The organism is Pseudonocardia pini, from assembly GCF_013870575.1.
Taxonomy (GTDB): Bacteria; Actinomycetota; Actinomycetes; order Mycobacteriales; family Pseudonocardiaceae; genus Pseudonocardia; species Pseudonocardia pini.
In genome coordinates this window covers 1-22,424 of record NZ_JACBXB010000005.1, presented here as the reverse complement: position 1 = coordinate 22,424, position 22,424 = coordinate 1, and the positions used below count along the sequence as shown (strand labels likewise).

The 22,424-nt window shown below is 71.9% G+C and carries 19 protein-coding genes; 17 read left to right on the top strand and 2 right to left on the bottom strand.

Features of this window, described 5'->3' with window-relative positions:
- Positions 1-14 precede the first annotated feature (14 nt).
- A complete protein-coding gene (locus H5J29_RS01130; RefSeq protein ID WP_181778985.1) occupies positions 15-1,130 on the bottom strand; it encodes a sugar ABC transporter substrate-binding protein in 1,116 nt (371 codons plus the stop codon).
- A 454-nt stretch (positions 1,131-1,584) separates the two neighbouring features.
- On the opposite strand from H5J29_RS01130, the gene H5J29_RS01125 reads away from it, so the two are divergent.
- From H5J29_RS01125 to H5J29_RS01045, 17 genes are read left to right on the top strand one after another with little or no spacing between them, the layout of a single operon-like run.
- Positions 1,585-2,769: a cytochrome P450 gene (locus tag H5J29_RS01125; RefSeq protein WP_181778984.1), complete on the top strand. Its 1,185-nt coding sequence runs from the start codon at positions 1,585-1,587 to the stop codon at positions 2,767-2,769.
- A complete protein-coding gene (locus tag H5J29_RS01120) occupies positions 2,766-3,659 on the top strand; it encodes an SDR family NAD(P)-dependent oxidoreductase (RefSeq protein ID WP_220186855.1) in 894 nt (297 codons plus the stop codon). Before H5J29_RS01125 ends, H5J29_RS01120 begins: the two co-directional genes overlap by 4 nt.
- Before the next feature lie 17 nt (positions 3,660-3,676).
- A complete protein-coding gene (locus tag H5J29_RS01115; RefSeq protein ID WP_312858010.1) occupies positions 3,677-5,659 on the top strand; it encodes an alpha-ketoacid dehydrogenase subunit alpha/beta in 1,983 nt (660 codons plus the stop codon).
- Entirely contained in the window at positions 5,656-7,221 is a 1,566-nt protein-coding gene (locus tag H5J29_RS01110; RefSeq protein WP_181778983.1) for an AMP-binding protein, read from the top strand. Before H5J29_RS01115 ends, H5J29_RS01110 begins: the two co-directional genes overlap by 4 nt.
- Positions 7,218-7,703 (top strand): FAS1-like dehydratase domain-containing protein, encoded by a 486-nt coding sequence (locus tag H5J29_RS01105; RefSeq protein WP_181778982.1) that lies wholly within the window; start codon positions 7,218-7,220, stop codon positions 7,701-7,703. Before H5J29_RS01110 ends, H5J29_RS01105 begins: the two co-directional genes overlap by 4 nt.
- A complete protein-coding gene (locus H5J29_RS01100) occupies positions 7,700-8,146 on the top strand; it encodes an FAS1-like dehydratase domain-containing protein (protein ID WP_181778981.1) in 447 nt (148 codons plus the stop codon). Before H5J29_RS01105 ends, H5J29_RS01100 begins: the two co-directional genes overlap by 4 nt.
- A gap of 5 nt (positions 8,147-8,151) precedes the next feature.
- The gene (locus H5J29_RS01095) at positions 8,152-9,519 is read left to right on the top strand and encodes an MmgE/PrpD family protein (RefSeq protein ID WP_181778980.1); all 1,368 of its coding nucleotides are present in this window, start codon (positions 8,152-8,154) and stop codon (positions 9,517-9,519) included.
- On the top strand, positions 9,516-10,730 hold the full coding sequence (locus tag H5J29_RS01090; RefSeq protein ID WP_181778979.1) for an acetyl-CoA C-acyltransferase: 1,215 nt from the start codon (positions 9,516-9,518) through the stop codon (positions 10,728-10,730). The genes H5J29_RS01095 and H5J29_RS01090 overlap by 4 nt, the downstream gene beginning before the upstream one ends.
- Positions 10,731-10,733: 3 nt before the next feature.
- Positions 10,734-11,363 carry a carboxymuconolactone decarboxylase family protein gene (locus H5J29_RS01085; RefSeq protein ID WP_181778978.1) on the top strand — a complete coding sequence of 210 codons (630 nt, stop codon included), beginning with the start codon at positions 10,734-10,736 and terminating at the stop codon, positions 11,361-11,363.
- The gene (locus H5J29_RS01080) at positions 11,360-11,971 is read left to right on the top strand and encodes a hypothetical protein (RefSeq protein ID WP_181778977.1); all 612 of its coding nucleotides are present in this window, start codon (positions 11,360-11,362) and stop codon (positions 11,969-11,971) included. Before H5J29_RS01085 ends, H5J29_RS01080 begins: the two co-directional genes overlap by 4 nt.
- Positions 11,961-12,932, top strand: a complete 972-nt coding sequence (locus H5J29_RS01075) for an MBL fold metallo-hydrolase (RefSeq protein ID WP_181778976.1) — start codon at positions 11,961-11,963, stop codon at positions 12,930-12,932. The genes H5J29_RS01080 and H5J29_RS01075 overlap by 11 nt, the downstream gene beginning before the upstream one ends.
- A complete protein-coding gene (locus tag H5J29_RS01070; protein WP_181778975.1) occupies positions 12,925-13,740 on the top strand; it encodes a hypothetical protein in 816 nt (271 codons plus the stop codon). Before H5J29_RS01075 ends, H5J29_RS01070 begins: the two co-directional genes overlap by 8 nt.
- 12 nt (positions 13,741-13,752) lie before the next feature.
- Positions 13,753-14,898, top strand: coding sequence for an acyl-CoA dehydrogenase family protein (locus H5J29_RS01065; protein ID WP_246393241.1), 1,146 nt, complete (start codon positions 13,753-13,755; stop codon positions 14,896-14,898).
- Between the two features lie 9 nt (positions 14,899-14,907).
- Positions 14,908-16,395, top strand: a complete 1,488-nt coding sequence (locus H5J29_RS01060) for an aldehyde dehydrogenase (protein ID WP_181778974.1) — start codon at positions 14,908-14,910, stop codon at positions 16,393-16,395.
- The gene (locus H5J29_RS01055) at positions 16,392-17,312 is read left to right on the top strand and encodes an NAD(P)-dependent oxidoreductase (protein WP_181778973.1); all 921 of its coding nucleotides are present in this window, start codon (positions 16,392-16,394) and stop codon (positions 17,310-17,312) included. The genes H5J29_RS01060 and H5J29_RS01055 overlap by 4 nt, the downstream gene beginning before the upstream one ends.
- Positions 17,309-18,856, top strand: a complete 1,548-nt coding sequence (tcuA, locus tag H5J29_RS01050) for an FAD-dependent tricarballylate dehydrogenase TcuA (protein ID WP_181778972.1) — start codon at positions 17,309-17,311, stop codon at positions 18,854-18,856. Before H5J29_RS01055 ends, tcuA begins: the two co-directional genes overlap by 4 nt.
- Entirely contained in the window at positions 18,853-19,659 is an 807-nt protein-coding gene (locus H5J29_RS01045) for an N-acyl homoserine lactonase family protein (RefSeq protein ID WP_181778971.1), read from the top strand. Before tcuA ends, H5J29_RS01045 begins: the two co-directional genes overlap by 4 nt.
- Before the next feature lie 140 nt (positions 19,660-19,799).
- Here the strand turns inward: H5J29_RS01045 and H5J29_RS01040 are convergent, their stop codons facing one another.
- Positions 19,800-22,118: an FdhF/YdeP family oxidoreductase gene (locus H5J29_RS01040; protein ID WP_181778970.1), complete on the bottom strand. Its 2,319-nt coding sequence runs from the start codon at positions 22,116-22,118 to the stop codon at positions 19,800-19,802.
- Positions 22,119-22,424 lie beyond the last annotated feature (306 nt).

Genomic DNA, 22,424 nt, shown 5'->3' with positions numbered 1-22,424 from the left:
GTCGGTGGCGACGATCAGGTCCGGCCCCACATACCGAGGTACGCGGCGCGGTAGTCGACCTTCGAGGTGAACGCCGCACCCTCCGGAGGCAGGTTGTGGGTGGCGTCGATCAAGGTGTAGCTGAGCCCCATCGGAATGCCCTCCTGGCCGTTCTCGACACGGATCAGGGTGTCCACCATCCCCCACCCGAGCCAGTTGGCGTCGAACGCCAGGTCGGCGGTCTGGATCCCCTGCCGGATGAGGTCGAGGTTGGGGGTGTAGCCGTCGCCGCCGATGACCTTCGTCTGCTGCGCGCGTCCGGTGGCGCGCAACGCCTGCGGGGCCTCGGCGGCCGTGAGGATGGGGTCGTAGGGGGCGAAGACGACGTTGGCGTTCGGGTTCGCCGCGAGGCTCGACGAGAACATCTGCTTCAGGGCGCCGGACTGCAGGTCCTGGGCGGAGAAGCCGATCGAGTCGGAGACCGAGCAACTGGTGCAGGTCGCCAACCGCTGGGTGAACCCCTCGCTGATGTAGCGCGGACCGACGGCGCCCTGCTGGTCCAGCATGATCGCCTGCGCCTTCCCGTCCGTCGTGTACATCGACCAGTCGGCGCGCAGCTCGCCGGACGCCCTGCGGAACTCCGCGGTCGTCTCGTACTCGGCGTTCCACTTGAGCTTGGTGCTGAACAGCGGCGCCCCCGGTGTCTTGCTGTTGGGGTCGTCGCAGTCGAAGGCCTGGCTGACGACGGGGATGCCGGCGTCCTTCGCGGCCTGGTAGGCGGCGGGGATGAACGGGCACTCGATGAGCGAGACGATGCCCGTCGCACCGGCGGCGATCGCCTGGCGGAAACAGACGTTGAACGCGTCGCCGACACCGAAGTTGCCGTCGCACACGGTGGCCGTCATCCCGGCGGCGCGGGCGGCCTCCAGCGCGCCCTTCGCCGGGGTGGCACAGCCCACGTTGGCCTCACCGCAGCTCACGATCCAGATCGACTGGTTCGGCAGCGGTGTGACCGACGGGCCTTCCGGGGCGACGTCCTTGCTGTTGTAGGCCGCCTCGACGGAGGCCTTCACCTCGGCGGGGACGACGTACGCGGGTCCGGTGGCGGCGGCCCCGCCGGTCGCGCCGCCGCAGGCGACCAGCGCCGGCACGAGGAGCGAGGCGACGAGGACGCCGAGTCCGGTCGAACGGTGACGCGAGGCGGACCTCCGTCGCCAGGGCATTCTGGGACGATCGATAGCTGTCATTCGGCCAACTCCACACGTCGTCGGGGTTCGGTCGGGTTGTCGCGCGGGCGGCTCGGCACGAGGCAGCTCGACGGTCCGGCCGGGCTCTCGACCGATGCCACAGCCGGCGTTCGTTCTGCACTCGCCTCGCCGCACGCCACGGGCCTGAGTGAGGCCCCGTCGAGTGCGACGTGGCCCACAGGCTCGGTGCGGGAGCACAGTTCAGCGTGTATGTCGCCGCCGTGTCGGAGGGCTTCCGGATGTCGGGAAGGTCGCCTCGGCGTCGGGCGGCCCGCGGTTATCGTGGCCGCCGTTCGAGCGTGACGACGTGCCTCGTCCCGCGGCTCGATCGGCGGGAACGCACACGAGGGAGCAAGGAATGACCACCACGGAGATCGCGGAGCTGCCCCTCCTGGAGCCGGGTAGCCCTCCTGCGGAGCTGGACCGGCTGAGGGAGCTCGGCTGGGCGGCCAGGAGCGAGCGCGGCCTCGAGGTGCTGCGCCACGACGAGTGCCACGCCGTGCTGAAGCACCCTCTGCTGCGAACCCGGTGGTCGGAGCGCCTCGACGCGTTCGAGCTGCGGGAGGGTCCGGTCCGGGAGATGTGGGACCGGATGCTGATCTCGTCCCAGGGCCCGGCGCGCAAGCGGCTGCGTCGGCCACTGAGCCGGCTGCTCAGCCCGCGGACCAGCGAGTCGCTCCGCGACGTGTCCCGGGAGATCGCCGAGGACCTCGCGGACGAGATCGCCGACGGTGACACGGCCGATCTGCTGGAGGCCGTCGCCTGGCAGCTGCCTCCGCGGATGTACTGCCACCTCGTCTCGGCCGACAAGCGCTTCGCCGCGACGGCCGCGGCCCTGTCCGACGGGATCATCAGCCCGATCCTGACCGTCGACCTCAGCAGGCAGCAGGAGTCCGTGGACGCGCTGATCGAGGCCCGGCGCTTCGCCGCGGAGCACATCCGGGCACGGTCGGCCGAGCTCGGGGACGACTTCACCTCCCGGCTCATCCGCGAGCAGGAGAAGTCCGGCCTGTCCGACGCCGAGCTCGTCGACGAGGCGGTGACCCTGATGGCGGCCAGCATCGACAACACCGTCCACCAGATCGCGATCGCGTTCGGTGTCCTCCTCGAGGAGCGCTCGAGGTGGGAGAGCCTGCTCCGCGAGCCGGGTGGGGTCGAGGCGGCGGTCGACGAGACCATCCGGCTGCGGCCACGGTTCGGTTCGATCCTCCGGGTGCCCATCGAGGACGTCGACCTCTTCGGCGTGCACGTCCCCGCCGGGAGCCAGGTCCACGTCAACGTGCGTGCCGCCCAGCGGGATCCGCGGGCCTTCGGAGACGCCACCGACACCTTCGTGGCCGACCGCCAGAGCACCGGCCAGCACGTCATGTTCGGCAACGGCCAGTACAGCTGCATCGGTCGCTTCCTCGCCCGCATCGAGGTGCAGGAGTGCGTGTCGGTCTTCCTCGAGCGCTTCCCCGACCTTCGCCTCGACGGTGACTGGACGGTGCGACACACACCCGTCGTCTCCGAGGTCACGTCGCTGAAGGTCCGGCTGCGGTGAGTGCGCTCGACGACATCACGAACAACGACGCGGAGGGGTCCATGCAGGACGGGAAGCGGCTACACGGCAGGACGATCGTCATCACCGGCGGAGCTCGCGGGCAGGGCGCGGCCGAGGCGGCCGCCCTGCTCGAGCAGGGTGCCGCGGTCGTGGTCACCGACATCGTCGACGAGGTCGGCCAGTCCCTCGCCGAGGGCCTGTCGAGTCTGGGCCGGTGCGAGTACCGCCATCTGGACATCACCTCGGTGGAGGACTGGCAGGCGCTGGCCACCTCCCTCGCCCAGGAGGGGCGGGTGGTGCACGGTCTGATCAACAACGCCGGGGCTCCCCAGCGCGGGCGGATCCTGGACATCCCGCTCGAGGGCTGGAACAGGGGCATCGCCGTCAACCTGACGGGTGCGATGCTCGGGATCCAGCACGTGGCGTCGTTGATGACCGAGGGCGGGTCGATCCTCAACGTGGGATCCATCGCCGCGCTGTCCGCGCACCACCAGGTGTCCTACACCGCTGCGAAATGGGGTCTGCGCGGGCTGACCAAGGTCGCCGCGCTCGAGCTCGCACCGCTCGGGATCCGGGTCAACATCGTCCACCCGGGGTTCATCGACACCGAGATCAACTCCGGCGCACCGCAGAAGCTGCTCGACACGCAGCTGTCGCTCACCCCCGCGGGCAGGCCCGCCCAGCCCGCCGAGATCGCCCATCTCGCGGTCTATCTCATGTCACCGGAATCGAGCTTCCTGACCGGTGCGGAGATCCCGTTCGACGGGGGCTACTCGTCCCACGGCGGCGCGAAGGTCATCCTCGACAGCATCTCGGGGACGACCCCGTCACACCGGAGCGAGCCGACACCGGACGTCGTGCCCGACGAGCTGCCGATCGGTCCGCAGTGACCGCGGGGGAGGCGACGGTGGGTCGGACCGCGATCGGCGCGGACGATCTCCTCGACATGTACCGCTCGATGTACACGATCCGACGGTTCGAAGAACGCGCGGGCCGGTTGTACCGCGACGGTCACATCCCCGGTTTCGTGCACCTCGCGATCGGCCAGGAGGCCGCCGCGGTGGGGGCGTGTCGCCACCTCTCCACCGACGACGTGATCACGTCCACACACCGCGGCCACGGCCACGCGCTCGCCAAGGGGCTCGATCCCCGCGAGCTGTTCGCCGAGCTCATGGGGCGCGAGACGGGAGTGTGCCGCGGGCGGGGCGGCTCCATGCACGTCGCCGACCCGAGCCGGGGCATCTTCGGCGCCAACGGCATCGTGGGTGCCGGCATCCCGATCGCGGGTGGGGCCGCGCTGGCGGCACGGCTGCGCCGGACGAGCGGGGTGGCGGTGGCCTTCCTGGGCGACGGTGCCGTCTCGACCGGGGCGTTCCACGAGGCCACCAACCTCGCCGCGCTCTGGAAGCTCCCCTTCGTCCTGTTCTGCGAGAACAACCAGTTCTCCGAGTTCTCCGCCGCCGCGGACCAGCAACCCGTCGACCTGCAGACGCGTGCGAGGGGCTACGACCTCGCCTACCACCGGGTGGACGGCAACGACGTCGCGGCCACGTCGCAGCTCATGGTCGAGGTGCTCGCCGACGTCCGGGCCGGCAGGGGCCCGTGCCTCGTCGAGGCGGTGACACTCCGGGTCCAGGGGCACTACGAGGGCGATCCGCAGCTGTACCGCAAGGGTTTCTCGCAGACCTTCGCGGACCCGCTCGACGTCACCCGGGGGCAGCTCGAGGTCGGCGGTGTGCGATCCGAGGTCGAGAGGGTCGAGCGGGAGGTCGAGGAGCTGCTCGACCGCGCCGTCGAGGAGGCGATGGCGGCGCCCCACCCGAAGCCCGACGAGCTCGGCGTCGGGATGATCGTCGAGCGTCCGGCGACCCCCGCCGCGGAGGTCGAGCCCTTCACGCCCACCACCGGTCGTGGCGACGGCATCTGGAAGACCTACCAGGCGGTGGGTGCGGCGTTGCGCCACGAGATCGAGGCGGACGAGTCCGTGTTCATCGCCGGCATCGACGTGGGCAAGGGCGGCAACGTCTTCGGCATCATGCGCGGGATGCAGGAGGAGTGGCCGGAGCGCGTCCGGGACACCCCGATCTCGGAGACCGCGATCGTCGGGCTCGGCGTCGGCGCGGCCATGGCCGGCCTCAAGCCGGTCCTGGAGATCATGTACTTCGACTTCATCGGAGTCTGTCTCGACCAGCTGATGAACCAGGCGGCGAAGCTTCCGTACATGACGGGTGGCCGCGCGTCGATGAACCTGACGATCAGGACGCAGTTCGGTGCCGGTCGGTCGTCCGGTGCCCAGCACTCGCAGAGCCTCGAGGCCATGCTGGCGCACATCCCCGGGCTGACGGTCCTCATGCCCTCCACCCCCGCCGACGCCTACGGACTGCTCCGGGCCGCGATCCAGGACCCGAACCCGGTCGTGTTCGTGGAGAACCGACTGCTGTACGGCCAGAAGGGGCCGCGCTGCGAGCCGGACCATCTCGTGCCCATCGGGAAGGCCGCGATCCGCAGGACGGGCACCGACCTCACCATGGTCTCCTACTCGCGATCCGCTCTGGCGTGTGAGGCCGTCGCCGAGAGACTGCAGGCGGACGGCATCTCGTGCGAGGTGATCGACCTGCGCACCATCGCCCCGCTCGACGTGGCCACCGTGCTGGACTCCGTCCGCAAGACGAACCGGCTGCTCGTCGTGCACGAGGCGCACCGCGACTTCGGGGTGGGCGCCGAGATCGCGGCGCGCATCGCCGAGGACGGGGTCTGGTTCCTCGACGCACCGATCATGCGGGTGGGTGCTCGGTCCGTCCCGGCCCCGTACAGCCCGGTGCTGGAGAAGGAGTGGTTGCCCGACGAGGAGCGGATCGCCGAGGCCGCGATGAAGCTGGCGCGGGTATGAGCGGCGACGGGGCGAGCCCGCGCACCCTGAGGGAGCTCCTCTCGGCGCAGCAGGAGCGGCACGGCGACCGGACGTTCCTGGTCTTCGAGTCGGCGCAGGGCACCACGTCCACGTTCACCTACGACGAGTTCGTCGACCTGGTCCGCCGCACCGCTCAGGGCTTCAGCGGGCTCGGCATCGGACCGGGCGACGCCGTGGTCCTGCACCTGCCCAACTGCCCCGACTTCCTCGTGTCGTGGTTCTCGCTGGCGTGGATCGGAGCGGTGGCGGTGCCGTCGAACACCGCCAACACCGAGCGGGAGCTGCGCCACCTGGTCCAGCACTCCGAGGCGGTCGCCTACGTGACCACCGCGGCCTACGAGCGGCTCTTCGACCAGGTCGTCCGGGCCGACTCCGGGGAGGTCCTCGGGATCCTGGCCGACGGCCCGCGCGGTCGCGCCGCCGAGCGGACCGTCGAGGGCCTGGGCCTGGCGGGCGGCGAGGCTCCGGACGTCCCGCTGGACGGCGACGCCGTGTGCGAGCTGTTGTTCACCTCGGGCACGACCTCGGCCCCGAAGGCGGTGATGGTCACCCACGCCAACCTGATCCGAGCGGGGGTCCGGAAGGTCTTCAGCTACGAGTTCGGCCCGGAGGACCGGCTGATCACCGCGCTGCCCCTGTTCCACGCCAACGCCCAGACCACCACGGTGATGGCCGCCCTCGTCGCCGGAGCGACGTGCATCGTCCTCGAGTCCTTCAGCGCCAGGCGCTACTGGCGTCAGGTGCGCGAGCACCGGGCGACCAGCACGAACCTCGTCGCGATGCAGGTCCGCACCCTCCTGGCACAGCCTCCGGACGAGGAGGACCGGGCGCACTCGCTGCGCGTCAACTTCTACGCCATCAACGTGCTCGACGAGGAGAAGGAGGCGTTCGAGCGGCGGTTCGGACTCAGGCTGATGAACGGGTGGGGGCTGTCCGAGGCGATGTGCGTCGTCACCCGGGCGCCCCTCCGGGGCGAGGACCGATGGCCGTCGGTCGGGCTGCCGCTGTACGACCGGGCCGTCCGGATCGTCGACGACGAGGGCGCCGACGCACCGACCGGCACGATCGGCGAGATCGTCGTGGCGGGCACCCCGGGCGTCACGCTCATGAAGGGCTACTTCAAGGACCCCCAGGCCACCGCGGAGGCCCTCCGCGACGGCTGGCTCCACACCGGCGACAACGGGTACCTCGACCGGGACGGGTACCTCTACTTCTGCGGCCGCCGCAAGGACATGATCAAGCGTGCGGGGGAGAACATCGCGGCGGTCGAGGTCGAGCAGGTCCTGCTGACCCACCCGGCGGTCGCCGAGGCCGCGGTGATCGGCGTCCCGGACCCGGTCCGTGACGAGGCGGTCATGGCGTTCGTGATGGTCGACGACGGGCACACCCTGTCGACCGACGACCTCACGGAGCACTGCCGGGGACGCCTGGCGGACTTCAAGATCCCGACCGCGATCCAGATCGTGCACGAGCTGCCCAGGACGGCCATCGGGAAGATCGAGAAGAAGGCGCTCCGCCGGATGGTGGGGGAGTCCTCGTGAGCGATCTCGTCCGGGAGGCGGCCACGAGGTGCCGCGCTCTCGTCGGCTCCGGCGGCAGCCGACCGCTCGGGGTGCTGGACCGGCTCGCCATCGAGCGGTTCGCCTCGGCGGTGGGCGCGGGAGCGGACCGACGGCCGACGTCGGCGACGGGCCGGGTGTCGGCTCATCCCCTGCACGTGCCCGCCGTCGTCGGGTGGACCGGAGGGCCCCCGACCGAGGGCCTGCGCGACGACGGGTCGGCCGCCGCCGTCGTCGACGAGCTGCCGTTGACCGGACTCCGGCTGATGGGCGCCGGACAGGACCTGGAGTTCCACCGGACGATCGAGGAGGGGACGGCTGTGACGGTGGAGACCACGGTGGAGAGTGTCGAGCTGAAGAACAGCTCCACGGGCGAGATGCTGCTCCTCACCTTCCGGCACCTGTTCTCCGACGACCAGGGGCAGCCCCTGGTCACGTGTCGCGAGAGCCTGATCGCGCGATGACGGGCGACGCGACCGTCCGCGCCGCCCCGGTCTCCGTGGGCGACGCGATCCCGCCCCTCGTGGTCACCCCAGGCGAGGTGCAGCTCTTCCGCTTCAGCGCGGCGACGTGGAACTCCCACCGGATCCACTACGACGAGGGCTATGCGCGGTCCGAGGGCTATCCGGGAGTCCTGGTGCAGTCGCACCTGCACGGGTCACTCCTGAGCCAGACCGTCCTGAACTGGGCGGGGCCGCACGGTCGGCTGCGTCGATTCCGGTGGCAGAACCGTGCCATCGCGGTACCCGGGGACACGCTGACGTGCACGGGCACCGTGACCGCCGTCGGTGTCGAGGGCGAGGCACTCGTGGTCGAGATCGAGCTCGAGGGCCGCAAGCAGGACGGGACGCTCTGCGCACCGGGCGCGGCGACCGTCGAGCTGCCCTCCGCGGGGCGGTTCCGATGACCGGCGTGGGCACCGGCGACGCGATCCTGGAGCGGGTGGCGGGATTCGCGGCCGATCTCCGTCTGGAGGACGTGCCGGACGCGGTCGTGGAGCGGACCAAGCTGATCCTGCTGCACAACATGGGCGTCGCGGTGGCCGGCTACCGGTCGGACGAACCCGCACTGATGCTGGCCCGCGAGACGGCGGGGCCCGCACGGCTGTTCGTCGACGGTTCGGCCGCCGCCATCGATGCCGCGGTCCTGGCCAACGCCGCCATGATGCACGCGCGCACCCAGGACGACTCCCAGCTCGCCGCCCAGACCCACATCGGCTGCACGACGCTGCCCGCGCTGCTCGCGCTGGCCGACCACCGCGACGCGAGCGGGACGGCACTCCTCGAGGCGATGGTCGTGGGGTACGAGGCGGCGAGCGCGGTGGGCCGGGCCGCCGCCGCGGCGGCCACCGCGCGGGGGTTCCGGGCGACCAGCGTCTTCGGCGCGTTCGGTGCGGCGGCGGCCTGCGCCAAGCTGCTCGGGCTGAGCCCGAGCTCCGTCGCCGACGCGTTGGCCTGCGCCGCCGCCTTCGGTGGGGGCGTCAACCAGACCTGGGTCTCCGGTGGCGAGGAGTGGCAGTACCAGCCCGGGGTCGCGGGCCGCAACGGTCTCACGGCGGCGCTGCTGGCGGAGCGCGGGCTCCTCGGGGCGCGCGACGCGCTCGAAGGCGGCAGCGGTCTGTACCGGGCGGTCGGCGGCGACGGTCTCGACGCGGGAGATCCCGCCGGACACCTCGGCCGGGACTGGATGATCCTGCAGGTCACCCCCAAGGCGTACCCGGTGTGCGCGTTCAACCAGGCGCCGGTGGGACTGGCCGTCCGCCTCCGCAGGCACACGGCGGACCTCGGCGAGGTGACGGCCGTCCGGCTGTCGATGCCCCCGAGCCAGGCCCACTATCCGGGGATCGACAGCCGGGGGCCGTTCGCGGGCAAGGGGGAGGCCCTGATGAGCGCCCGGTTCTGTGTCGCCGTCGCCCTGTCGCGGGGGCGCGTCGGCCTGCAGGACCTGACCGGTCCGCTGTCATCGACAGAGCAGGACCTCGTCGGCATGATCGACGTCGTCTCGGACGGCACGCTGCCCGACGACGCCGTCCGGCTCGAGGTCGACACGGCGGGGGAGACCTTCGCGCTGGGCTACGACCCGGCCGTCGATGCCCCGACCTGGGATCGCGCGGCGGCGGAGGCCGCGTTCGAGCGGCTCCAGCCGGAGTCGCCACAGTCCCCGGCCGACGCCGCCGCGCTGCGGGACCTGTGTCTGGGCATCGAGGCGCGCACCTCGCGCGCCCTCGTCGAGGCGACGTTCGCCCCGCGGCCGTCGTCGAGTGGAGGAGCAACCCCATGAGTGAGGTGAACGACCGGACCCCGGTCGTCGTCGCCGGTCGCCGGTCGCCGATCGGACGTGCCTTCAAGGGCTCGCTGCGCGAGGTCCGGCCGGACGACCTGGCCGCGCAGGTCGTCCGTGCGGTGCTGCGTGACCTTCCCGCCGAGGTCGTCCCCGACATCGAGGACGTGATCCTGGGCTGTGCACAGCCTGCCGGGGAGGCGGGATACAACCTGGCCCGGGTGGTCGGCCTCCTCTCCGGTCTGCCGTCGGCGGGCGGTGTGACGGTCAACCGCTACTGCGCGTCCTCGCTGCAGGCCGTGCGGATGGCGGCGCACGCCGTGCAGGCCGGGGCGGGCGCCTCCTACGTCGCCGCGGGCGTCGAGACGCTGAGCCGCTACGTGAACGGGGGCGCGGACTCGGGCGAATTGAACGCGGCCTTCGCCCCGGCCGCGGACCACACCGCACGCTGCCTCGCGGACGACGCCGAGTGGCACCCCGGGACCGAGGTGGGCGACGTCTACGTGTCGATGGGGGCGACCGCGGAGTTCGTCCGCAGGCGGGAGGCCGTGAGCCGCCGTGACATGGACGAGTTCGCCGCCCTGTCGCACGCCCGGGCGACGGCCACCCGTGACGCGGGCCTGGAGACCGCGGCGATGGTGCCGGTCGAGCTCGCCGACGGCACCCACGTGACCCGAGACGACGGCATCCGGCCCGACACCACGGCCGATGTCCTCGCGTCGCTGCGGCCGGTCTTCCACCCCCGCGGGGAGGTGACCGCGGGCAACTCCTGCCCGCTGAGCGACGGCGCGGTGGCCCTCGTGGTCATGTCCGAGGGGCGGGCGGGCGAGCTGGGGCTCGAACCCCTGGTGCGGATCGTCGACTCGGTGGTGACCGGGGTCGAGCCGGAGCTGATGGGCCTGGGGCCGGTCCCGGCGGTGTCACGCCTGCTGGCCCGCAACGGCAGGGCGATCGGCGACGTCGACCGGGTCGAGATCAACGAGGCCTTCGCCGCGCAGGTCCTTCCGTGTGCACGCCGGCTCGGGATCGACCCCGCGCGCCTGAACACCCGGGGCGGCGCCATCGCACTCGGCCACCCGTTCGGCATGACCGGCGCCCGGCTCGTCCTGAGCCTGGCGCAGACGTTGGCGGCGGACGACCTGACCACGGGGGTCGCGGCCCTGTGCGTCGGTGGGGGACAGGGCATGGCCGTCCTGCTGGAACGGGTCTAGGCCATGGGGGAGGCAGAGAGCATGCAGCAGGACATCGTGACGAGCTGGACCGCCGATCGGGGCGCGCCCCGGCTCGCCCCGCTGGGTCGGGAGGAGTACCGACGCCGCCGGGAGGCGGCCGGCAGGCCGGTGCCGGACTCGGCGCAGCTGAACATCTCCCGCACCTGGGCCCACAGCCCCGGCCTGGCGGAGGCCCAGGCGCCGCTCCAGCGGTACCTGTTCAGCGGGTCCGCCTTGAGCCCTCGGCTGCGGGAGATCGCGATCCTGCGGGTCGGGTGGAGATGCCGATCCCGGTACGAGTTCGCCCAGCACGTCCTCTTCGCCCGCTCCGCGGGTCTCACCGACGCCGAGATCGGGGCTCTCGCCGGTGGCGACGCCGGGCCGGGCTGGTCGGAGCTCGACCGCCTCGTCCTCGACGTCGTCGACGAGCTCCACGCCGCTCATGACCTGACCGACGAGACCTGGGACAGGGTGGCGGGCCTGCTGCCCGTCGGCGAGGTGGTCGACCTGCTGTCGGTCATCGGTCGGTACTGGACCGTCTCCGTCGTCGCCAACGCGCTGCGCCTCGACCTCGAGCAGCCCGCCGCGACGGCGTTGGCCGAGGTCGTCGGGTCGTCGGAGGAGCCCACATGACCCCGCCGCAGTTCGCCTACATGGTGGGGATCGATCCCGGCGAGAGCCTCACCGAGCGCGAGACCGAGGGGTTCGCGCGGTACTACGACGACGTCCATCTCGCCGAGGTGACCCTCGCGAACGGGTTCGCGCGGGGTACCCGGTACGAGGCCGTGACACCAGTCTTGGCGCCGAGCGGGCCGTCGGTGCCGGGGCCCCGGTGGCTCGCCGTCTACGAGATCGAGGACCCGACCGCCGCCGAGAGGTACCTGCGCGACCAGCAGGTCCCGGGGACCGGGTTCCGCTACACCCCGGGCCCGGTGGACTGGAGCCTCATGACGGTCCGGTGGCGCATGATGGCGCGCCTGCTCCCCGGTTCGTCGGCCGGACCGCTCCCCTCCGACCTGTGCCTCGGGGCCCACGAGGCCGCCACGACGGCCGGTGGCACCGCACCTCGCGGCGCCCGCACCTACGAGGTGGTCGCCGAGCTGGCAGGTGCGGGTCCCGGTCGTGTGCTGTCGTTGCGACCGAGCTCCTCCGAGGCCGGCGAGGACCCGGCCGGACACACTCCGCGGCCCGTCACGGCGCCGCACCACTTCCGACGCGTGGGAGAGCATCATGCCCGGTGAGCACCGTTTCCCCAGCCCGCTCGACGTGCCGCGCGACCTCGCGGAACAGGCACTGAGCGGCTCCTTCGACGTGGGGGATGCCCGCATCCACCACATCACCGACGGCATCATGTTCGGGCGCAGGCGGTTCTGGTTCACCGGTATCGACCCGGCGTTGTGGACCGCCCCGTTGGGGATCACGGATCCGGACACCGAGTTCCCCGTGAACTTCGGTCTGTTCGTGGTCGAGCTCGCCGGAGCGGTCACCCTGGTCGACTGTGGCTTCGGCCCCGGCATCCACGACCTCGGCGAGTCGCGCGGTGGCGACGAGATGAGGCACCGCCTGCGGGAGATCGGGATCGGGCCCGACGACGTCGACCGGATCGTGTTGACCCACATGCACTACGACCACTGTGGGGGACTGGTCACCGACGCCGGCACCGCGCAGGCGCGGTTGGCCTTCCCCCGTAGCCGGGTCCTCGTCCATGCGGCCGAGCTGGCGTACTGGACGGGTCCCGACTCCGAGACCGACCCGATGGGCACCTACGTCCGGGCCCGCATCCTGCCGGTGATCGAGGCCGGTCTCGTCACCACCTTCGACGAGGAGGCGGAGATCGCTCCGGGAGTCACCGCCATCCCGATGGCGGGGCACACACCCGGCCACACGTGCGTCCGGGTCACGAGCCGCGGCGAGGACTGCCTCCTGGTCGGCGACCTGGCCCACCACCCCATCCACTTCCGCCACCACGACTGGCTGCCGGAGATCGACGCCGACCCGCGTGCCTCGATCGAGGCACGCGGGGCGCTGGCCGAGATGGCCATCGACCTCGACGCGATCGTGACCGGACCCCACATGCCGATCCTGACGCTCGGCAGGCTCGGCCGGGACGCCACCGGCGAGGTCACCTGGAGTCGGGTGGAGCCCGGGGACGCGAGCCGACGCCCCGCCTCCGCGAAGCGCGGGGGAGTCCCCCGTGCCTGACCGTGCGGGTACCGGCTCGGACACCGCCGGGGGCGAGGGCGTGCTCCTCGCCGTCGGGCTCGACCACGGCCCCGGCGAGCCCGGCAAGGAAGCCCCGTGGACCGACGGGCTGACCCGGGCCGTGGTGGAGGTCGTCGCCGCGGCCCCGGGAGTGACCCGGGGGTCGGCCTACCGGCTGGTGGGTCCCGACGTGCGCGGGGACCTCGGCCCCGGCAGGCTCCTGCTGTTCGAGGTCGCGGGTGACCGGGAGGTCCGGTCGCTCGTCGAGCGGATCGCCGCGGAGACCGCCGCCGGGACCGGGTCGGTGCCCGAGGCCCGCTGGGAGATGACCTGGCGCCGCCACCCCGGTTTCACCCACACGCTCGGCGACGAGGGCGACCCGTACCTCTTCCTCGTCGGGATGGACGTGCCGGACGGCACCGACACGGCCGGGCTCGCGGCCTTCAACGCCTTCTACCGCGAGACCCATCTCGCCGAGGTCGTCGCCGCCATGGGGTTCCGCCGGGCCGTCCGGTGGGAGGCCGACCGGGTGTGGCGACACCCCGAGCCGGGCTGCCCACGGTTCCTCGCCGCCTACGAGGGCGACGAAGAGGTGATCAGGGCCCAGGCCGATCCCGCGGGGCGACCCGCCATGCAGATGGAGGGCCCGCCCGCCTGGAACGGGCGGCGGACCGCGTGGCGCCTGCTCTACCGCCGCATCGCGGGCGTCTCCGCCCGCGGCGGCGACCCCCACCGAGAGCCTCGGACCCGAGCGTTCTCGAACCCCCGCCCCGCGCTCCACGGACGCGCGGAACACACGGCCCCCTGAGAGGAGCACCCATTGGACTTCACGATCCCCGACGAGTACCGCCAGCTCACCGAGTCGGCGAGGAGGTTCCGCGAGACGGAGCTCATGCCGCTCGAGCAGCAGTTCCTGCGTGACGGGGCGTTCTCCCCCGAGCTGCGGACGGAGCTGGAGCACAAGGCCCGACGCCACGGCCTGTGGGCGCTCGACGTGCCCGAGGAGTACGGGGGGCAAGGGGTCGGCACGCTCGGTGCGTGCCTCGTCGCCGAGGAGCTCTTCAAGCACCCGGCCATGCTGCAGCTCGGCGGTTCCCCCGAGCCGATCCTCTACTCGTGCACCGACGAGCAGAAGAAGCGGTACCTCTACCCGACGATCGAGGAGGGCCTGCGCAGCTGCTACGCCTTCACCGAACCCGACACCGGGTCAGACTTCGCCGCGGTGCGGACCACCGCCGTGCGGCGCGGCGAGGGGTGGGTCCTCAACGGCACGAAGACCTTCATCTCCGACGTGGAGCGGGCGGGCTTCTGCATCGTGTTCGCGACGACGGACCCGGCGCTGGGGGCGAAGGGGATCACCTGCTTCCTGGTCGACATCGGGACCGCCGGTTTCGAGGTGTCGCGGCCCATCCCCACGATGGGCGACGCCTGGGAGCCGTACGAGCTCACCTTCCGGGACTGCGAGGTGGGCGACGAACAGCGCCTCGGCCCCGTCAACGGAGCCTGGAAGCTCGCCGCCGACCAGCTGACCCACGGCCGGGCGAAGATCGCGGCCTTCCAGCTGGGGATCGCCCAGCGCTGCCTGGACCTCGCCGTCGACTGGGCGAAGGAGCGCAGGACCTGGGGCAAGCCGCTGGCGTCGCGACAGGCCATCCAGTGGATGATCGCCGACTCGGCGGTCGAGCTCGACGCGGCGCGGCTCCTCGTCTACCGCGCCGCGTGGATGGCGGACGCGGGCGAGGACATCCACCACGCCGCGTACGCCGCCAAGCTGTACGCCACGGAGATGGCGCAGCGGGTCACGGACCGCAGCCTGCAGATCTTCGGCGGTCTCGGGTACAGCCGGGAGCTCCCCATCCAGAGCTTCTACCGGCAGGTCCGGGTGTGGCGGATCGGGCACGGCACGAGCGAGATCCACCGGTGGATGATCGCGCGCAAGCTCCTCGGGCTCGGCTCGGGCGACTGAGGCGACGGGATGATCGAGTACTCGATGCTGATCGCGGGCGAACCGGTGTCCGCCCGCGGCGACCGCCGGTTGCCGGTGGTCAACCCCTTCGACGGCGACCGCTTCGGCACCGTCCCCGACGGCACTCGGGAGGATGTCGACGACGCCGTGCGGGCGGCGCGCTCCGCGTTCGACTCGACATGGTCGAGCACGCCGGGGGTTCGCCGCGCGGAGCTGCTGCACCGGCTCGCCGCGATCATCGCCGCCCGGGCCGACGAGCTGGGCACGTGGGAGACGCGGGACAACGGGAAGCTCCTCGCCGAGACGCGGGCGCAGGCCCGCTTCGCGGCGCGGAGCTACGCCTTCTTCGCCGGCTACGCCGACAAGCTGTACGGGCGCGTGATCCCCCTCGACACCCCTGAGACGTTCGACTACACGCTCCGCCAGCCCCTCGGTGTGGTCGCCCTGATCACCGCCTGGAACTCGCCGATGCAGCTGCTCGCGAACAAGCTGGCGCCCGCGCTGGCCGCGGGGAACACGGTCGTCATCAAGCCGTCCGAGCACGCGTCGGTCACCACCGTCCTGATGGCCGAGATGGTGGCGGAGGCGGGATTCCCGCCCGGCGTCGTCAACATCGTCACCGGGGGAGCGGAGTGCGGTCGGGCCCTGACCGAGCACCCCGGGCTGGACGGGATCAGCTTCACCGGCAGCCTGCCGACCGGCCAGGCGATCGCGCACGCCGCCGCTCGCACCATGGTGCCGGTGACCCTCGAGCTGGGCGGGAAGTCGGCGAACATCATCTTCGACGACGCCGACCTCGACGTCGCGTTGCGCGGGGCGATCGTGGGCATCTTCTCGGCCGGGGGCCAGACCTGCATCGCCGGGAGCAGGCTGCTCGTCCACCGGCCCCTCTACGACCACGTCGTCACCGAGCTCGGTGCCCGGGCCGACCGCATCAGGCTCGGTGACCCGCTCCTCGCCTCGACACACATGGGGCCGGTCGCGAACGAGCCCCAGTGGGACCGCGTCACCACCATGGTGCAGGCCGGGGTCGAGTCGGGAGCCCGGCTCGTCGCGGGCGGGGGGACCCGTGATGCGGCGTTCCCCGAGAGCGGGCTCTTCGTCAGACCGACGGTCTTCGCCGACGTCGACAACGCGTCGCCCCTCGCGCGTCAGGAGATCTTCGGCCCGGTGCTGTCGATCATCCCGTTCGAGTCGGAGGAGGAGGCCGTCACCCTGGCCAACGACTCGGACTTCGGTCTCGCGGCAGGCCTGTGGACTCGCGACCTGAGTCGGGCCCACCGGGTCGCCGAGCAGATCGTGGCGGGGACGGTGTGGGTGAACACCTACCGGGTGAGCGCGGCGCAGGCGCCCTTCGGGGGCGTCCGGATGAGCGGCCAGGGCCGGGAACGGGGCGCCGAGGCGTTGGACGGGTTCCTGCGGACGAAGAACGTCCTGCTGAACCTGTCGGGTTCGATCGCGGACCCGTTCGACGATCTCGTGGAGGTGGACGGATGAGCGACGCGCGGACGTCGGACGGTCTCGTCGGCCTCGTCGGCCTGGGCAACATGGGGGCCGCGGTCGCGGAGCGCCTGGCGCCCGCCCACCGGCTCGTGGCGTACGACCTCGACGCCTCCCGCCGTGCCGCGGCGCGTGCGGGCGGCGTCGGAGTGGTCGACGACCTCGCCGGCCTCGCCGACGCGCGTCTGGTCGTGCTCTCCCTGCCGAAGCCGGAGGCCTCCACCGCGGTCGTGGGCAGGCTCGCCGAGGTGCTGGCCGAGGGGAGCCTCGTCGTCGAGACGAGCACGGTGAACCCGCACGACGTCCGCCGGCTCGCGGAGACGGCCCGCTCGGCAGGGCTGCGGACCGTCGACGCCGCCATCCTCTCCGGGGTCGCCGCCATGCGCTCGGGCGACGCGACCCTGCTGACGGGTGGCGAGGAGGCCGATCTGGCGGCGGCCGAGCCGGTCCTCACGACGATGAGCAGGCGGCGGCTGCACTTCGGCCGGCTCGGATCCGGCATGGCCGCGAAGGTCGTGAACAACGCGGTCGCCCACTCGGTCATGGTCGTCCTGGCCGAGGCCCTCGCCCTCGCCGGGACCAACGGCATCGAGTCGGCGGCACTCGTGGAGCTGCTGAAGGACCCCGAGGCGGGCCTCATGCGGCCCCTGACCCACCGGGTCGCCGAGCGGGTCGCCCGAGCGGACTTCGCGGGCGGGATGCCGACCGAGGCCGCACGCAAGGACTCGGCCCTCGCCCTCGAGCTGGCGGGGGCGTCGGGGGTGCCGCTCTTCGGGATCCAGGCGACGCACACGGTGTACGAGCTCGCCGTCGCCGCCGGTCTCGGTCGGGACGACTACGCATCGATCGCCACGTTGTGGCAGCGGTGGGACAACGCGGGTCACGGGACCGCGCGGGAAGGCGGACAGCGATGACGGTGCAGACGGACACGACCTCGGAGGCCGGGCCGGACGGCCGCGACGAGGAGTTCGACGTGGTGGTGGTCGGCGGCGGCAACGCGGGTTTCTGTGCGGCACTCGCCGCCGCCGACGAGGGGGCGTCGGTCCTCGTCCTCGAGAAGGCGCCGTTCGGCGAGCACGGCGGGAACACCTTCTACACGGCGGGTGCGACCCGCGTCGCGTTCTCGGAGATCGACGACCTCGTGCCGCTCCTGGACCAGGAGAGCGTCGACCTGCTCCCCCGCACGGTCGTGCCGCCGTACCCCGAGGCCGCCTTCCGAGAGGACATGGCCCGGGTGACCGAGGGTCGGAACGATCCCGAGCTCACGGAGATCCTCGTCGGCAGCTCCACCGACACCGTTCGCTGGCTGCACGCCCACGGGATCGGCTACCGCCTGATGTTCGAGAGGCAGGCCTACGAGCGCGAGGGGGTCTTCACCTTCTTCGGGAACCTCGTGCTCGGGGTGGTCGGCGGCGGGAAGGGCCTGGTCGAGCAGCACCTCCGCGCCGCGGACCGGGCGGGGGTCCAGGTCCGCTACGGCGCCGCCGTCACCGGGCTCCTCACGAGCCCGACCGGAGAGGTCGACGGTGTGGTCTACCAGGACGGGGAGGTCTCGCACCGGGTCTCGTCGAGCGCTGTCGTCCTCGCTGCGGGCGGGTTCGAGTCGGATCCCGAGCGTCGACGTCGCCACCTCGGAGAGGGATGGGAACACGCGCTCGTCCGCGGGACCCCGACCAACACCGGTGAGGTCCTCGACCTGGCGATCGCCCTCGGCGCCGAGCCGTACGGGGACTGGGGCAGCTGCCACAGCGTGGCCTGGGACGCGGGCGCCGACCCGAAGGGTGGCGACCGTGAGCTGACCAACCAGCTGACCCGCCAGAGCTATCCGCTCGGGGTCGTCGTCAACCGCGACGGCGCCCGTTTCCTCGACGAGGGCGAGGACTACCGCAACTACACCTACGCGAAGTACGGCGCGCGGATCCTCCGCCAACCCGGTGCAGTGTCCTTCCAGCTCTTCGACAGCGCCATCCGGCCGATGCTGCGGAGCGAGGAGTACGACTCGACGCCGATCTCGGCGGCCGAGGGCGACACGATCGAGCAGCTGGCCGCTGAGCTGGGGATCGACCCGGTCGGGCTCCGGGAGACCCTCGACCACTTCAACACCTCCATCACGGACCGGCCCTTCGACCCCGCGGTGAAGGACGGGCGGGCGTCTCGCGTCGACCCGCCGAAGTCGAACTGGGCGCTCGCCATCCAGGAGCCGCCGTTCTACGGCTACCCGGTGGCCTGCGGCATCACGTTCACCTTCGGGGGGCTGCGCATCGACGAGCAGGCGCGGGCGCTGACCACCCGGGGCGAGCCGATCGACGGGTTGTACGTGGCCGGTGAGATGGTCGGCGGGCTCTTCTCGGGGAACTACCCGGGCGGGAGCGGCCTCACGTCGGGTTCGGTCTTCGGCCGCATCGCCGGGACGAACGGCGGGGCCCGGGCGGCCGCCGCCCGGAAACACTCGGCATGACGCTCCTCGACGTCGGTGAGTCGCCGGAGATGCGCGTGTTCGCCATCCGGTTCGCCCACCGCACCAGGTCGACGGCCCGGGAGCACTTCTACCGGAGCCACTCCTGTGGGGAGGAGGCCAAGCCGATCAGCTACTACGTCTGGCTGGTCGCCGGACGCGGTCGGCGCATCCTCGTCGACGCGGGGTTCACCCAGGAGGTCGCGCGACGCCGCGGGGACCGCCACTACCTGGCCTGCCCGTTGGACTCCCTGGGCGCCCTCGGGGTGGAGCCCGACACGATCGACACGGTGGTCCTCACCCATCTCCACTACGACCACACGGGGCTGGTGTCCGCGTTCCCCTCCGCTCGGATCACCGTCCAGCAGCGCGAGCTGGACTACTGGACCGGGCCGCTGGCGACACGGGGGGAGAACCCTCACCTGGTCGAGGCGGAGGACCTGGCGGCACTCGGTCAGCTGGTCCGCGGGGGGCGGGTGAACCTGGTCGACGGGGACGCCCACCTCGCGGACGGTGTGCGAGCGCATCTCACCGGCGGGCACACCGCGGGGCTGCAGACGGTGTCCGTGCAGGCAGGCGGGGGTCCCGTCGTCCTCGCCTCGGACGCGTCGCACTTCTACGACAACGTCGAGCAGGACAGGCCGTACTCCATCGTGGACAGCCTGCCCGCCATGTACGCCGCCTTCGACCGGATGAAGGCCGAGACGGCGCGAGGGGGCCATCTCGTCCCCGGCCACGATCCGCGGGTCGTCGAGCGGTACCCGGCGGTGCCCGGTACCAAAGGCCACGTCGTGGAGATCCGGTAGCCGGTGTGACCGAGGCCGAGCCTGGAGCGCGGCGGCAGGGCGGTCCGGCCTGCCGCCCCGGGCTCGCTCGGGGCCGCCGAGCGCAGGTCAGGGGCGCAGCGAGTGGTCGACGATGTCCTTCTCCCCGAACAGTCGTCGTCTCAGGCCGGTCCTCGTGTGCGACCGGACCGTTCGAGGCGGACGACGACCCATTTGGAGGTGGGGGTGCCGGACTCCAGTGCTTGGGAGTCGAGGGGGATGAGGGGGTTGGTCTCGGGGTAGTAGGCGGCGATGCAGCCTTTGGGGGTGTCGTAGGCGACGAGGCGGAAGTTCTCGGCTCGTCGTTCGACCCCGTCCTCCCATTCGGAGACGAGGTCGACGTGATCCCCGTCCTGGAAGCCCAGCTCGATGAGGTCGGCCTTGGAGATGAACACGACGCGGCGGCCGGAGTGGATGCCGCGGTAGCGGTCGTCGAGGCCGTAGATGGTGGTGTTGAACTGGTCGTGGCTGCGCAGGGTCTGCAGGACGAGCCGGCCCTCGGGGATCTGCATGACCTCGAGCGGGGTGGTCGTGAAGATCGCCTTGCCCGCGGCGGTGGGGAAGGTGCGGGAGTCCCGGGGCGGGTGCGGCATGGTGAAGCCGCCCCGCTTGCGGATCTTGTCGTCGTAGTCCTCGGCGCCGGGGACGACCCGGCCGATGGACTGCCGGATGCGGGAGTAGTCCGCGGCGAAGTCGGTCCACGGGATGTCGTGGCGGTCGCCGAGGGTGGTGTGGGCGATGCCGCAGAGGATGTCGACCTCGGAGCGCAGTAGTGGCCCGGCGGGTTCGGAGCGGCCGCGGGAGGCGTGGACGGCGGACATGGAGTCCTCGACGGTGATGCGTTGGACGAGTCCGCCGGTGAGGTCCTTCTCGGTGCGACCCAGGGTGGGCAGGATCAGGGCGTCGCGGCCGGCGGCGAGGTGGCTGCGGTTGAGCTTGGTCGAGATCTGCACGGTCAGTGCCGCGGAGCGCAGGGCGGCTTCGGTGACGTGGGTGTCGGACATGGCGGAGGCGAAGTTGCCGCCGAGGCCGACGAACACGCGGGCCTTCCCGTCGCGCAGGGCGCGGACCGCCGCGGCGGCGTCGTGTCCGTGTTCGCGGGGGGGTTCGAAGCCGAACTCGGTGCCGAGGGCGTCGAGGAAGGAGTCCGGGGACTTCTCCCAGATGCCCATGGTGCGGTCGCCCTGGACGTTGGAGTGCCCGCGGACCGGGCAGAGCCCGGCGCCGGGTTTGCCGATCATGCCCTGGAGCAGCGCGACGTTGACGAACTCCGAGATCGTGGCGACGGCGTTGCGGTGCTGGGTGATGCCCATGGCCCAGCAGTTCACGATCCGCGACGAGGTCGCGAACATCTCCGCCGCGGCCTCGATGTCGCTCCAGGCGAGCCCGGTCGCGGCGACGACGGCCGCCCGGTCGAGGGTTCTCAGGTGGGTCGCCCAGTCCTCGAACCCGACGGTGTGGCGGGCGATGAAGTCGGTGTCGGCCACCCCGCGTTGCAGCAGCAGGTGGCCGATCCCCTGCCAGAGGGCGAGGTCGCCGCCTGCGCGGATCTGCAGGTAGCGGTCGGCGAGGGCGGTGCCGCGCCCGAGTAGGCCCTTGGGTTTCTGCGGGTTGTCGAAGGCCAGCAGCCCGGCCTCGCGCAGCGGGTTGATCGCGAGGATCTTCGCGCCGTTCTGCTTGGCGATCTCCAGCGCGGAGAGCATGCGTGGGTGGTTGGTGCCGGGGTTCTGCCCGGAGACGACGATCAGGTCGGCCTCGTGGATGTCCTGCAGGGACACCGAGCCCTTGCCGATGCCGATGGTCCGCGCGAGGCCGACCGAGGTGGACTCGTGGCACATGTTGGAGCAGTCGGGCAGGTTGTTGGTGCCGTAGGCGCGGGCGAAGAGCTGGTAGACGAACGCGGCCTCGTTCGAGGCGCGCCCGGAGGTGTAGAACAGCGCCTCGTCCGGGCTGTCCAGCCGGTTCAGATGGTCGCCGACCAGGGCGAACGCGTCCTCCCACGAGATGGGCTCGTAGTGGTCGGCGCCGTCGCGGCGGACCATCGGCTCGGTGAGTCGGCCCTGCTTCTCCAGCCAGTACTCGGTCTGCTGGTCGAGTGAGGAGATCGGGTGGGTGGCGAAGAACTCCGCGCCGACGGTCTCGCGTTGGCCCTCCCAGGACACCGCCTTGGCGCCGTTCTCGCAGAACTCGGCGGTGTGGCGGTGGCCCTGGGGGTCCGGCCAGGCACACGACATGCAGTCGAACCCGTCGACCTGGTTGAGGGTGAGCAGGTTCCTGGCGGTCTTGACCACGCCCATCTGCGTGATCGCCCGGCTCAGCGACACCTGCACGGCCTTCAACCCCGCCGCGTGACGCGCGGGCCTCCCGACGGCGAGGTCGGCTTCCTCGGCATCGACCCGAGGACCGACGGGCGGCGGCGAGGGGGAGTGCTCGACGGACACGGGATCAGGGCTTCCTGCCCGCGAGGGCGTCGGAACCGGAGCCCGCACGCTCCTTCTCGGTGACGGACGCGAGGACGTGGGCGTGCACGTCGATCGCGGTCAGCCTGCCGGCGTCCATGCGGCGCTCCTCGGTGAGTCGTGCGGGTGTGCGCGGGGCACACGCGGTCTGCTGCCACACGCTAGGGAGTCGTCTCGCCGCCGGCCACCGAGCAATGACCGATCGCCGACGGCCGGTCGGCCGTCGGCTCTCGCGACAGATGACGTAGATCGGGTGGTGGCGGGTGACGTCCGGCAGGACGGTGGGCA